Origin of the sequence: Paraburkholderia sp., from assembly GCF_036488505.1 — a bacterium.
GTDB lineage: Bacteria > Pseudomonadota > Gammaproteobacteria > Burkholderiales > Burkholderiaceae > Paraburkholderia.
Map to the genome: position 1 here is coordinate 1 of NZ_DASXHN010000356.1, position 13,192 is coordinate 13,192.

The window sequence follows — 13,192 nt, forward strand, 5'->3', positions numbered from 1 at the left end:
GCAAGCCTCCCAAGCCGCGCAAGCCTCCCAAGCCGCGCAAGCCTCCCAAGCCGCGCAACGCGGCATCTGCCTGCTGCCGCGCGGCACCGAGGAAGGCCACGAAATCCTGATCGCGGACCGCACCTTCGCACTGCGCCTCGGCCATCCGGTGCGCTTTCACCTGGTGTCGTCGAGCGCGGACACCGTCTATCAGGCGGGCGAGCTGGTCGATCTGACGAGCGGCGAGTTCGTGCGGTTGCCGCCGATCGCCACGGTCGTGCAACCGCGCGACGCTCACCGCGCGCGCGAGACCGCGGTGCGCATCGCGACATCGTTGACCGAGGTCGGCACGCTCGAGGTCCATTGCATCGAGCTCGACGATCCCGCGCAACGCTGGCTGCTGGAATTCCAGCTACGCCGCGAAGCCGCGCAGGTGAACCTGGCCGCCGGCGGCGTGCCCGAGCGCCACCCTATGCTCGATCGCGCGATCGAGTTGATCGACCGCTCGTTCGGCGCGCGCGCGCACAACGTCGATCCGAAGGAAATCAAACGGCTGCGCGCGCAGCTCGAACATCTGCTCGGGCCGCGCGATAGCTGGAACAGCGCATTGCTGCGTGAACTATTCGGCGCACTGTGGGAACGCGCGCGCCGCCGGCGCCGCTCGGCGGCTCACGAACGCCTGTGGCTGCATCTCGCCGGCTATTGTGTGCGGCCCGGCTTCGGCTATCCGCTCGACGAATGGCGCGTCGAGCAGTTGTGGTCGCTGTTCGACGACGGCATCCAGTACGTCGGCGACAGCCAGGTGTGGTCGGAATGGTGGACGCTGTGGCGTCGCGCGGCAGGCGGGCTGGACGAGCACGCGCAATTGCGCGTGCTGGATGCAATGGACTATCTGCAAAAGGCCGCGCAATCGCGTCATAAGCTGCCGTTCGACGTCGCGAAGACCGGCCTGGCCGACATGGTGCGCCTCGGCGCATCGCTCGAACGGATTCCCGTCGAACGCAAGATCGAACTCGGCGAGGCGGTGCTCGAACGTTTGCGCAAGCCCGCGGAAAATCATCAGAGCTGGTGGGCGGTCGGGCGCATCGGCGCGCGGCAGCCGTTCTACGGCAGCGCGCACAGCGTCGTGCCGCCCGGCGTCGCCGCGCAATGGCTCGATGCGATCCTGAAGCTCGACTGGAAGAAAGTCGACCCCGCGGCATTCGCGGCCGTGCAGATCGCCCGCATGACCGGCGACCGCTCGCGCGATCTGGCCAGCGATCTGCGCGCCACACTCGTGCGGCGTCTCGAAGCCGCGAACGCGCCGCGCACGTGGATCACGATGGTTAGCCAGACGGTCGCGCTCGATGACGCCGACGAAGGCCGCGTATTCGGCGAGTCGCTGCCGGTAGGGGTGAAATTGATCGGCGGCTGATGGGCATCTGTGCGGGCAACTGGGGCTCCACCGCCACGGTTGTCGCGGAGCTTGGCTACCTGGGCGGCTCGAAATCGCAGACCGCCTGCGCGGCGCGATGATTGCCGCGGTCTTCGAGACTTTCCGCGAGCAGCTCGCGAAACAGCGCCAGCGTGTCGGCGCCGTATTGCAGCGTGAAATCACGCAGCACCTCGGCAATCGCCGCATGCAGACTCTCAGGGCTCAGCGTGCTCGCGATATAGGAGCTGCCACGCGCCAGCTCCACCACATAGGTCGACCGATACTGCTGCTTGTCGGCCACGTGGCGTGATTTGCGTCCACGGATCATCGTTGTTGTTCTCACCGTTGTTCGACTTCTTATCTGAGCAGTGCAACCTTAAGAGAACCTGATGGACGATCGATGCACGCGCAACTTGTCCGAATAATTTTTACGCGTACCGTGTGAGGGAGGTGCGACAACGCCGCGCGGCATTGAGCAGATCATTGCGCTTTGCCAGCAGGCCACTGCAGTGAAACGCAGTGTGTTCGCGTCCGATGGAGTCCAACAGAGTCGAATGAAAATGGGCCGACCCTGGCGAGCCGGCCCATCTGTCGATGCGGTGTTCAACGAAGTTCGAAGGCCCCCACGGGAGCCTCGCTCATCGGAACGCGCGTTACTCGTTGTCGCCCTTTACCTGCGGCAGCGCCGACGTGTCGTTCGACGACAGCAGACCGACCTGCGAGTAGATCCGCAGCTTGTCGCGCGTATCGGTGATGTCGAGGTTGCGCATCGTCAGTTGACCGATGCGGTCGCGCGGCGAGAACGTCGACGCGACCTTCTCCATCGACAGACGCTCCGGCTGATACGTGAGGTTCGGCGATTTCGTGCTGACGATCGAGTAGTCGTTGCCGCGGCGCAGTTCCACCGTCACTTCGCCGGTGATCGCGCGCGCGACCCAGCGCTGCGCGGTTTCGCGCAGCATGATCGCCTGCGGATCGAACCAGCGGCCCTGATACAGCAGACGGCCGAGGCGGCGGCCATTGTCGCGGTACTGCTCGATCGTGTCTTCGTTATGGATGCCGGTCACGAGACGCTCGTACGCGATATGCAGCAGCGCGAGGCCCGGCGCTTCATAGATGCCGCGGCTTTTCGCCTCGATGATGCGGTTCTCGATCTGGTCGCTCATGCCTAAGCCATGACGGCCGCCGATACGATTCGCTTCGAGCAGCAGTTCGACCTGATTCGCGAAGGTCTTGCCGTTCAGCGCGACCGGTTGGCCTTCCTCGAAACGGATCGTCACTTCTTCTTTCGCGACTTGCACATCGTCGCGCCAGAACGCGACGCCCATGATCGGATTGACGATCCTGATGCCGGACTCGAGGCTTTCGAGGTCCTTCGCTTCGTGCGTCGCGCCGAGCAGATTCGAGTCGGTCGAATACGCTTTTTCCGCCGACATCTTGTAATCGAAGCCCGACTGGCGCATGAATTCGGACATTTCGGCGCGGCCGCCGAGTTCGTCGATGAACAGCTGGTCGAGCCACGGCTTGTAGATCTTCAGATCCGGATTCACGAGCAGACCGTAGCGGTAGAAACGCTCGATGTCGTTGCCCTTGTACGTGCTGCCGTCGCCCCAGATATTGACGCCGTCTTCCTTCATCGCGGCGACGAGCATCGTGCCGGTCACCGCGCGGCCGATCGGCGTCGTGTTGAAGTAGGTGACGCCCGCTGTCGAGATATGGAACGCGCCGCACTGCAGCGCCGCGATGCCTTCCGCGACCAGTTGCGCGCGGCAGTCGATCAGGCGCGCGCCTTCGGCGCCATATTGCGTCGCGCGACGCGGGATCGAATCGTAGTCGTCTTCGTCGGGTTGACCGAGGTTGGCCGTGTACGCGTACGGCACCGCGCCCTTCTGGCGCATCCAGTGCAGCGCGGCGCTGGTGTCGAGGCCACCGGAAAAAGCAATGCCGACCTTCTGGCCAACCGGAACATTTTCAAGAATTGTACTCATATGCAGTAGCAGTCAACTCGACGTACGGGGAGATTTGGAGGGAACAGCAGAGTATCGGGCAAGCCCGGCGATCAGGCAAGATACGCGGGAGTATAGCCTGAACCGCCATCCGGCCTTGCGATTTTGCCCGCTTGCCAGGCCCCACCGATTGCCACAACAAGGCGTTTGCCGCGCTCGGATGATCAATCGTTTTCAGCCCGCTGCCCTTACCTACTGCGCTCACCGTTACTTCAAGGCCGCTCGCCACGCGCAAGCCTTGCGTCGATGTCGTACACGACCGGCATCAGATCGGCGACGCTGTCGATCACGTAATGCGCGCCCGCCGTCTTGAGCTTTTCGACCGCGTGGTGGCGGCGTCTCGCGAATTCGTCGGCCGGCAGTGCCTTCACCTCGGCCTCGCTCATGCCGAAGGCGTTGCCGCTCACCGCGACACCGACCGCCCACGTGCCGCCGTTGATGCCTTCCTCGATGCCGACCTCGGTGTCGTCGACCTTGATCGCCTCTTTTGCGCGCCACACCCCCAGTTGCGGCAGCGTCCGGTAGATCATGTACGGCGACGGCCGTCCTTCCGGCGTGTCGCCGGTACACACGATGCTGTCCGGGCAAAAGCCCTGCGCGGCCGCGCCGGGCACGATTTCATCGATGATCTCGCGCGTATAGCCGGTGGTCGTGCCGATGCGGATGCCGTCGCCGCGCAACGCGCTCGCCACGGCCGCGACACCCGGAATCACCGCGCTGTAGCTCGCGGCGACCGCGATGTTCTTCGGCACGAAAACGTCGTACACCGCATCGATATCGGCGTCAGCCGGCGCATGGCCGTACCGGTCGGCCCATGCGCGCGCGACGCGCGGCAACGCCATCAGCGCCGCGATATGCGGGCGCTTGGCCATGCCCATCGGCCCGCGCGCTTCGTCGATCGTGATCGGTACGCCGAACTGCTCGAAGGTTTCGACGAACGCGCCCATCGGCGCGCGGGAACCGTAATCGACCACCGTGCCGGCCCAATCGAAAATCACTGCCTTCACGTGCTTCATTTGCTTCAATCCTTGAGCCAAATTGTGCGTGGTGCGCGCGCAGAGCCGGTGTCACGCGGCCTGCGCGAGCGCCTTGCGCTCTTCGAGCGCGGCGGGCGGCGGCGCTGCGTGCGTGACGCCCATCGCCCGCAGCGAATACGCGCAGGCCTCGACCACGCGACGCATGACGTGCTCGTCCACCTGACCGATGCAGCCGATGCGGAAACTGTCCACCACCGTCAGCTTGCCCGGATAAATGACGAAGCCCTGCTGCTTCATCAGTTCGTAGAAGCGCGCGAATTCGAACGACGGATGCGCGGGCGAGAAAAACGTCACGATGATCGGCGAGCGCCAATGCGCACTCAGCAGTGGCTCGAAGCCGAGTTCCTGCATGCCGGCCACCAGCACATCGCGATTGTTCGCGTAACGTGCGAGTCGCGCCGGTTGTCCGCCTTCGAGCCAGTAAAGACGCAGCGCCTCGACAAACGCGGCCACCGTATGCGTGGGCGGCGTGAAACGCCACTGCCCGGTGCGATTCATCACGTCCCATTGATCGTGGATGTCGAGCGCGAGCGAATGGCTGCGGCCCTTCGCTTCGCGTAGCGCGCTCTTGCGCGCGATCACGAAGCCGAACCCCGGCACGCCCTCGATGCACTTGTTCGCCGACGACACGAACGCTTCGCAGACGATCTGCCGCACGTCGAGCGGCACCGCGCCGAATGCGCTCATCGAATCGATCAGCAGCTTGCGGCCCTTGTTCGCGACCACGGCCGCGATTTCGTCGAGCGGATTCAGGATCCCCGAGCTGGTTTCGCAATGGATCGCGACCACATGCGTGATGCTCGGGTCCGCGTCGAGCATGCGCTCCACTTCGACGCCGCGCGGCGGCAGATAGTCGCCCTTGTCGAGCAGCGTGCAGGCGCGGCCAAGATAAGCGAGCGTGGTGGCCGCGCGCTTGCCGTACGCGCCATTCGCAAGCACCAGCGCGTGGCCGTCGCGCGGAATCAGGCAGCCGAGCATCGCTTCGACGCAGTAGCTGCCGCTGCCTTGCAGCGGTACGCAGTCGTAGTCGCCCCCGGTGTCGCCGGCGATCTCCAGCAGGCTCGCGCGCAGTTGCGCGGTCATCGCGCGGAAGTCGCCGTCCCACGAGCCCCAGTCGCGCAGCATCGCTTCCTTGGTCGAGCGCGCGGTGGTCAACGGGCCCGGCGTCAGCAGATAAGGCTCGCCGCCGGCCGGCGCGGCGCACCGGGCGGTGCGGCAACGCGCCGCGGGCGCCGCCTGGCCCGGCGATGCCGCGAATTTCGCCGCCGAACCTGCGCTCGTGCTTTGCATGGCAGGTACTCCCAATTTCCAATGTCGATAGGCCCTACGGTACAGAAAGGGCCGCCATCGGTGAAATCGATATAATCGATGCCGTTATCGTAAAAACTTATCCGATGGCCTGGCGGCGAGGCTCAGATGCAATACGCGCAATTGCGGGCGTTTCATGCGGTCGCGGAACACGGCGGATTTTCGAAGGCAGCGCAGGCACTGTCGCTGACGCAGCCTGCGGTGTCCGATCACGTGCGGCGGCTCGAGCAGGACTATGGCGTCAAGCTGTTCGAGCGCGGGCCGCGCGGTGTCGAGACCACCGAGCTCGGTCTACGGCTTTTCAGCGTCACCCGGCAGATGGTCGGTTGCGAGCGCGACGCGCGGCGACTGCTCGAATCGGCGGGCGGGCTCGAATCGGGTTCGCTATCGCTCGCGGCCGACGCGCCCGATCTGGCGGTCGCGCTGATCGGCGCGTTTCGCCGCCGGCATCCGGGCATCACCGTCACGCTGTCGATCGCCAATGCGGCCGAATGCATGCAGCGCGTGCTGTCGAGCGCGGTCGACGCGGCCATCACCGCCGCGCCGCAGGTGCATAGCCGGCTCGAGTCGCGGGTGCTGCGGCGCGAGCCATTGGCCGCGATGGTGCCGGCGAGCTACCCGGCCGCGAAGAAACGCCGGCTCAGCTACGCGGAACTCGTCAAACAGCCGATGATTTTCCGCGAGCCGCAGTCGGTCACGCAGCAGTTGCTCGAAATCGAGCTCGTACGCGCATCGCTGCAGGTGGAACCAGTGCTTTACGTCGATGGACGCGAGGCGCTGGAGCAAGCGGTCGCGCAAGGCATGGGGGTCGGCGTGATCGCGCGCGCGGAGTTCAACGAATCGCGCCGCATCAGGATGGTGCCGTTACAGGACTGCCAGGTGCAGATGATCGAATCGCTGACGCGGCTCGCCGAGCGGCCGGGGTCGAATCTGCTCGATGCGCTGTTTGCGGTGGAGTTGGCGGGCGCCGGCCAGGCGGCCGCCAACCACGCGCAAGCCAGGTAGCACATGGCCGCCGTTGCTGCGTAGCCGCGACCATGCGATGAACAAACGACGACCGGCGCGGCCTGCATCCCGCCGGCCGCGCCGCTCGCTTGCTACGCCTACCACGTCACGCTGATGCTGCCAGCCGTGCTGGCGAAACGCTCGCGCTTAACGCGAACCGCCGCTCGCGATCAGGCTTTCACCGGTCAACCAGCGCGCGTCGTCCGATGCGAGGAAGGTGACCACGTCGGCGATATCGTCAGGCTGACCGATGCGTCCGAGCGGTGTCGCGCTGACCGCCCACGTTTCCATATCGGAACCGATGACGCCGGCGCTATGCGCACCTTCGGTTTCGACCATGCCCGGATTCACCGAATTGACGCGGATCTTGCGCGGGCCCAGTTCCTTCGCGAGCGAGCCGGTGATGGCGTCGACCGCTCCCTTGGTGCCCGTATAGACCGCCGTGTTCGGCGGCGTGATACGGCTTACCACCGAACTCACGTTGACGATACTCGCGCCTTCGCCGAGATGCTTGAGCGCCGCTTGCGTCACCAGCAACAGACCGAGCACGTTGATATCGAACTGCTTGTGGAAGTGTGCTTCGGTGATCGCTTCGAGCGGCGCGAACTCATAGACGCCCGAATTGCTGACGACGATGTCCAGGCGACCATACGTTTCGACCGCCGTATCGATGATTCCTTTCGCGTCCGCGGCCTTCGATACGTCACCGCCCACCGCGACCGCGTGGCCGCCCGCCGCGACGATATCGGCGACCACCTTTTCAGCGCCCGCGCGGCTCGACGCGTAGTTCACCACCACCGACGCGCCCTGCGCGGCCAATGCCTTCGCAATCGCCGCGCCGATGCCTTTCGATCCACCCGTTACAACCGCTACCTTGCCTGTGAGCTTGCTCATGGTCGTGTCCTTTCAGATTGGTTTGCGCCAGCGCGCCGCCGCGGGAAGTCGCGGAGTTCGCGCCGCTGAAGCTGCAGATGCAGTGGCGCTGTCACTGGACACAATGTAGACACCCGCATCGCGTGGATAAAGCGGCTCCAGACGAATTGATACGCCGGTTGCGGCGAACAATCCGAGCGGTCGAGCCACGACAGCGGGATTTACACCGCGCTTACGGGATCGATTTGCGCTTTCGCGGTCGCACGTGGACTGATCGCGGGTGGTCAACCCGCGAAGCACATCGAGCCTCGCCATCACTTCACGGGCCAACGCGGTAAACAGACGCCGAGCGAGCTGCGCGGATGAGTCAGTGCTTGCGAGGCAGGGCCAACTGCGCGGCGACGCTCGCGAGCACCGCGAGTGCGCCGAGCGTATCGAGAACAATGGACCACACGATTTCCCTCCTTCGATATGTGCCGCCGTCATGTGTTCGTTAAACGAATCCGCGCGCGCTCGATTTAACGTCGCAGCCGGCTAGACAGACGAAGAAGCTGCGGCTAAGGCGCGCAGCGCGGACTGCTTGACTGCTGCGGTCGCAGCGCAGATCGATGCCGCAAAATAGCGGAATAGAATGGGCGCGATCGATTTTTAAATATCTCCCGATAACAACGCGCGTCCGGACGGCAAGCTGCCGGAATCGGATAAACCTCTGTCCACAGGGTCTGCATGGAATTCCGCCAACTTCGCTACTTCATCGCTGTCGCCGAGGAGATGAACATCACGCGGGCGGCCAACCGTCTGCATATGACGCAGCCGCCGCTATCCCGGCAGATCCAGCAGATCGAGCAAAGCGTGGGTTTGCCGCTGTTCGAACGCGGCGCGCGGCCGTTGCGGCTCACCGAAGCCGGGCGCATTTTCTACACGCAGGCCAAGCGTCTGATCGATGAAGCCGACGAACTCGCGCCACTCACGCGCCGGCTCGCGCAACTGGCCGAGCGCATCGTGATCGGCTTCGTGCCGTCGACGCTCTATGGCGCGCTGCCCGCGGTGATCCGTGCGTTTCGCGAGGCGGCGCCGCATATCGAGTTGTCGCTGATCGAAATGTTCACGATCGAACAACTGGCCGCGCTCAAGGGCGGCCGCATCGACGTGGGCTTCGGCCGGCTGCGTTTCGACGATGCGCAACTCGCGCGCGAAGTGCTCGTCGAGGAACGGATGATCGCCGCGTTGCCGCAGGACCATCCGCTCGCGCGGCAAAAAAAGCCATTGACGCTCGCCGCGCTCGCCGAGCAAACGCTGATCGTCTATCCGAGCACGCCGCGGCCGAGCTATGCGGACCAGCAGCTTTCGGCGATGCACGATCAGGCGCTGGAGCCCAAGGCCGTGCATGAAGTGAGGGAATTGCAGACTGCGCTCGGCCTCGTCGCGGCACAGGTTGGCGTATGCCTGGTGCCGGAGAGCGTGGAGGGTCTGCGCGCGCATGGAGTCGTATACCGGCAGATTCCATCGGCCAGTGCCGCGTCGCCGATCATCATGAGCCGCCGTTTGCAGGACGAATCGCCGGCGACGATGCTGATGTGTTCGCTCGCGCGACAGTTGTTCAAACGAGCCTGAGCGCTGGAACGAAAAAAACCGGCACGTATCGCGCGTGCCGGTTTCGACGGATCGCCGCCGCTCACTCCGAGCCGAACTTCGGCGAACGCGGCCCGTACAGCAGGCCATCCGGGGGACCCGCCGACAGCAGGCGCAAACTCGTCAATCCCGCGACGTCATGGCCTTCGTCCATCAACGAATGCGCGACCTGCTTGACCGCCGCCTGCACGAGCATGACGATCAGCCCGCCGCCGACCCCGACGTTCGCGCCCATTTCTTTGCCATTGGCGCTCGCCGTTTTCTGCCACAGCACGTCGCCCGTTCTCAGATCGACCAGTTTCGCCGACGCGGCGACCACGGTAGTCGCATCGACCAGCTGGTAGACCGACCCGTACTGCGAGATCCTGGAAAACAGCACCGCGTCCGCGCCGAAGATCTCACGCAACTTCGCCGGCGCGACCTGCTCGATATCGACGGGCGCCGTCAGCCCGTTCTGCTTGAAGGTTTCCTCCATCACCGCGACCGGAATCACGTAGTAGCCGGACTCGGCGAGCGGCTGCGTCATCTGCGACAGCATGCTCGTCGACGCGCTGACATCGGTGGTGTCGTTCACCGGCGGCAGCGCGAGAATCGAATGCGGCTGGGCTTTTTTGAACGCGGTGTAATCGGTAGCGTGCGGCTGCTGGGTCGCGCACGCGGCCAGCAGGCCGACGACCGACAGCGCCGACACGAGCTTCACGGAAATCAGTTTCAACATGGCGTTCTCTTACGGTTGTTTGGGCTTTTTCAGCAGAAAGTCCATATACGTCGACGATTCGGGAAACAACTGCTGCTCGGCGGCAAATTCCTGCTTCGCCTGCTGATCTTTCCCGACGCTCGCGTAGAGCATGCCCAGATGCGCGTGAAATCCGGGCGGCGGCGTGTTGCCCTTCGCGCGGATCGTTTGCAGCGCTTTTTCGAGCGCGTCGATCTGCTGCTCGGGGCTCGACTTTCCGTTGAAATACTCGTAGACCTGCGGCTGGTAGCCGTCCCACTGGTAGAGCGGCGCGGGTCGCGGCGCCGCGCATCCGGCCAGCAGCGCCGCGGCGGCAAGCGGCAGCCATGCGCTTTTCGTGATGAAGGTGGTTTTCATGGGTGAAACGAATGAATGGTTTTTGGGTGAATAGCGCGGCCGCGCGAGGTACGACGAACGCGCGAAGCCGCGCTGCGCTGCTTGCGCTTCGCGTGCTGGCGTGACGTGGTTGTGCGGTTCAGCGGCGATCGGTTCGCACCTGATCGCCGCCGGCACCGTCAGTTCGCCACCCGCAGTGCCCCGGCGTCGACCTGCTCGACGAGACGATTGACCGCCTCCTGAATCGCCAGGTCGAGCACCTTGCCGTTGAGCGTCGAGTCGTAGCTCGCGGTACCGCCGAAACCGATGACCTCGCGGTTCGACAGGCGATATTCGCCCGCACCCTGGCTCGATAGCACGACCTCGGAGGTCGTCGTGTCGACGATGTTCAGATTCACCTTCGCATACGCGATCTGGTTCTTGCCGCGACCGAGGATGCCGAACAGTTGCTGGTCGCCGACTTCCTTGCGGCCGAACTCGGTGACGTCACCGGTCACGACGAAGCGCGCGCCCTTCACGTTCTGCGCCTTCTTCATGAACTCGGCTTCCTGCCTGATTTCGTCGAGGTTGTCACGATCGAGCACATTGAAACGATGGGTCTGCTGCAGATGCGTGACGAGAATCGTCTTCGCCTGACTGCCGAGACGGTCGATGTTGTCCGAGAACAGGCCGCGCATATAACTCGAGCGATTATCGAATTTGCCGAGCGCGATTTCGACCGCTTTGCCCGCATAAGGCGTTTGCGCGCTGCTGATTACCGGCACCGGCAGGCTCTGCGATGATTCGGTCGCGCAACCGCCGAATGCGGCCGCGACGGAAACGAGCGCCAGCGCGCCAAATCTGGTGGATGTTTTCAAAGGATGACTCCCCCGTTGGAAAATCGGAAATCAATAGTTCTTCGATTAGTCCGTTCTTCGAAGCGGACCTTGATCGAGCTGTGTTTTTGATATTGCCCCGGCATTTTGTGGCGCAACAGGCAGGCTTCGAATCGCCTTCCGAGCCACTTTCATACCGGACCGCCAGCGTCGCGACCGGCTCCGCGTTGCGCCGAGGACGAATACCGTTGAGTACGGTATCGCGTTCGCCTGCTATTAAATGTCACCCTTTGCAAAATGCGATGCGCGCTCGCAACACTTTTAAAAAACAAAGGTTGTCCGATTGCTTTCCGTTATCTCGAATTGGTTAATTCAGCAATGTGCGATTTGGCATTCGGCGAGTCGACGAGCTTTATCTCTTTATATTGGTTATCGCCGCGGCGCGTTCACTGCGGATTACTTGGCCGTGATCCCGCACACGCGCCGTGACGCACCGCGTGATCGAATCTCCGATGGACCCGCCACGCGGCGCCGGTGCGTCCGTTATTTCACGTCGAACCCATAATCGCCATGCGTGCGATGTCCGTCCGATGCAACCGCGACCCAATGTACGGTGTAGTGCCCGGCCGCGAGCGCCGGTAGCGGCACCGTCATCACGGCCGGTTGTTGCGCATCGACCGCCGACTTTTGCGTGCTGACCTGCCTGCCGCCCGCATCGGTGACGGTGAGCGAGCTGAACGCCGGTTCCAGCGGTCCGTCGAACGTCACCTTCACCTGCGCGGGTGACGCGACCGTCGCGCCCGCGCCGGGCTCCTGCTTCTCTGGAAACACATGCGCGAAAGCCGAGCCGGCCAGCGCGATGCCGGCGAGCAATGCCGCGGCGCGCAGCGCGCGACGCTTGATCCTGCTGTTCATGATTTTTCTCCTGCGTTAGCGAAATAGCGGCTTGCCGATCGTAGTCGGCGCAATGTCGTCGAAGAACAGATGCGCCTGCACCAGAATGCCGACGTGCGAACCGCTCGCGCGGTTGACCGGGATCTGCGCCTCGACGCCGAACTGTCCATAGCGATTGATCCAGATAAAGCCTGGATTGACCGTGCCGGTCGTCTGCCCCTGGCTGCGCGACAGCGGAATCTCGACGAGCGGGATCAGGTTCGCAAACGGCTGCGGCAAGCCCGCGTCGTGTACGTGCTGCTGCAGATACGGCAGGCTGTACTGCACGGTAAAGCCGTAGTTGAACGCGTTCGGCTGGCCGGCGCCGGTGGTCAGCGCCGGGCCCGCCTCCGCCGTGATCGCGACCGGACGCAGATACGCGAGCGAATCGGGCAGATCGCCCATGCCCTTGCCGGCGTAGACAGTCGGCGAGATCGTCGAGAAGTTGTCGCCGATCGCGCGGCTGCCGGTGCCACCGAGGTCGGCATCGACGCCGATCGAGGTCATGAACTCGTGCGCGTCGTTCACGTACAGCAGGTACTTGAGGCCGACGCCGAAGTTATCGAAGCCGCGCGCGCGGGGATTGTTCTGCATCACGTAGCCGCCTCCGATCGACACCGCCAGGCGTGACGTGATCAGCTTGTCGTATTCGAAGCTGAAGGTGTTGATGCTCTGATCGCCGTCGTCGCCGGGCACCCGTTGATGGCCGTATTCGAAGTTGGCTTCGTCGCCGACGCCGGGATCGTCGACGGCCATCGTCGACGGAAAGACGCGGTCGCCAGCAATGGCGTGAGCGCTGACGAGTGAAGGCGCGCACAGCAATACGCTTGCGGCTGCCGCGACGAGCGACGCCGCGCGCAGCGGCGTGCCGCTGCGCGTTGCTTGGGTTTGCATGGTTCATCCTGTTTCAAAGGTCGTGACAATGCCGGCGCGCGCAGTCGAATGGACGTGCGGCGGCAGCCGCGATGCGCTCGAGGCATCGCGCCGTGATGACTCGAATCAGGATGAGAACGGAGGGGCGCGGGGCTGGGCGAAGGTGAGCGGTTCGACGCGGCGAACGCTCTCGAAGCGCGTCGCGACAGTGTGCTGCAGCGCCCGCACGGCGACGACGAACAGCC

General features: G+C 64.2%; 12 protein-coding genes and 2 pseudogenes. 3 read left to right on the plus strand and 11 right to left on the minus strand.

The features are described 5' to 3' along the window. Positions 1-1,393: pseudogene (locus VGH68_RS21145) on the plus strand (molecular chaperone DnaK); the annotation flags it as partial. 55 nt (positions 1,394-1,448) lie between these two features. On the opposite strand, the gene VGH68_RS21150 reads toward VGH68_RS21145, so the two are convergent. The 4 genes from VGH68_RS21150 to VGH68_RS21165 all read right to left on the minus strand — a co-directional run bounded on the left by VGH68_RS21150 (position 1,449) and on the right by VGH68_RS21165 (position 5,726). Further along, positions 1,449-1,736, minus strand: a complete 288-nt coding sequence (locus VGH68_RS21150) for a hypothetical protein (protein WP_331605654.1) — start codon at positions 1,734-1,736, stop codon at positions 1,449-1,451. Between the two features lie 310 nt (positions 1,737-2,046). Continuing rightward, positions 2,047-3,381, minus strand: a complete 1,335-nt coding sequence (gene argG, locus VGH68_RS21155) for an argininosuccinate synthase (RefSeq protein WP_331605655.1) — start codon at positions 3,379-3,381, stop codon at positions 2,047-2,049. Between the two features lie 230 nt (positions 3,382-3,611). Continuing rightward, positions 3,612-4,415 (minus strand): phosphonoacetaldehyde hydrolase, encoded by an 804-nt coding sequence (gene phnX, locus VGH68_RS21160; protein WP_331605656.1) that lies wholly within the window; start codon positions 4,413-4,415, stop codon positions 3,612-3,614. A 51-nt stretch (positions 4,416-4,466) separates the two neighbouring features. Then, a complete protein-coding gene (locus VGH68_RS21165) occupies positions 4,467-5,726 on the minus strand; it encodes a 2-aminoethylphosphonate--pyruvate transaminase (RefSeq protein WP_331605657.1) in 1,260 nt (419 codons plus the stop codon). Positions 5,727-5,852: 126 nt separating this feature from the next. Here VGH68_RS21165 and VGH68_RS21170 point away from each other — a divergent pair, with 126 nt between their 5' ends. After that, positions 5,853-6,749 (plus strand): LysR substrate-binding domain-containing protein, encoded by an 897-nt coding sequence (locus VGH68_RS21170; RefSeq protein WP_331605658.1) that lies wholly within the window; start codon positions 5,853-5,855, stop codon positions 6,747-6,749. Between the two features lie 147 nt (positions 6,750-6,896). On the opposite strand, the gene VGH68_RS21175 is transcribed toward VGH68_RS21170, so the two are convergent. After that, the gene (locus VGH68_RS21175; RefSeq protein ID WP_331605659.1) at positions 6,897-7,643 is read right to left on the minus strand and encodes a glucose 1-dehydrogenase; all 747 of its coding nucleotides are present in this window, start codon (positions 7,641-7,643) and stop codon (positions 6,897-6,899) included. Positions 7,644-8,348: 705 nt separating this feature from the next. Here VGH68_RS21175 and VGH68_RS21180 point away from each other — a divergent pair. Beyond that, on the plus strand, positions 8,349-9,236 hold the full coding sequence (locus VGH68_RS21180) for a LysR family transcriptional regulator (protein WP_331605661.1): 888 nt from the start codon (positions 8,349-8,351) through the stop codon (positions 9,234-9,236). Between the two features lie 61 nt (positions 9,237-9,297). Here the strand turns inward: VGH68_RS21180 and VGH68_RS21185 are convergent, their stop codons facing one another. The 6 genes and pseudogenes from VGH68_RS21185 to VGH68_RS21210 all read right to left on the minus strand — a co-directional run. Continuing rightward, positions 9,298-9,972, minus strand: a complete 675-nt coding sequence (locus VGH68_RS21185) for a DUF799 domain-containing protein (RefSeq protein WP_331605662.1) — start codon at positions 9,970-9,972, stop codon at positions 9,298-9,300. A gap of 9 nt (positions 9,973-9,981) precedes the next feature. Beyond that, complete coding sequence (locus VGH68_RS21190) at positions 9,982-10,347, minus strand: DUF4810 domain-containing protein (protein ID WP_331605663.1); 366 nt, start codon at positions 10,345-10,347, stop codon at positions 9,982-9,984. A gap of 158 nt (positions 10,348-10,505) precedes the next feature. After that, on the minus strand, positions 10,506-11,183 hold the full coding sequence (locus VGH68_RS21195; RefSeq protein ID WP_331605664.1) for a CsgG/HfaB family protein: 678 nt from the start codon (positions 11,181-11,183) through the stop codon (positions 10,506-10,508). Between the two features lie 501 nt (positions 11,184-11,684). Beyond that, positions 11,685-12,056 (minus strand): copper resistance CopC family protein, encoded by a 372-nt coding sequence (locus VGH68_RS21200; RefSeq protein WP_331605665.1) that lies wholly within the window; start codon positions 12,054-12,056, stop codon positions 11,685-11,687. A gap of 15 nt (positions 12,057-12,071) precedes the next feature. Then, a complete protein-coding gene (locus VGH68_RS21205) occupies positions 12,072-12,968 on the minus strand; it encodes a hypothetical protein (RefSeq protein ID WP_331605666.1) in 897 nt (298 codons plus the stop codon). A 105-nt stretch (positions 12,969-13,073) separates the two neighbouring features. Continuing rightward, a pseudogene (locus tag VGH68_RS21210) lies at positions 13,074-13,192 on the minus strand (DUF2946 domain-containing protein); the annotation flags it as partial.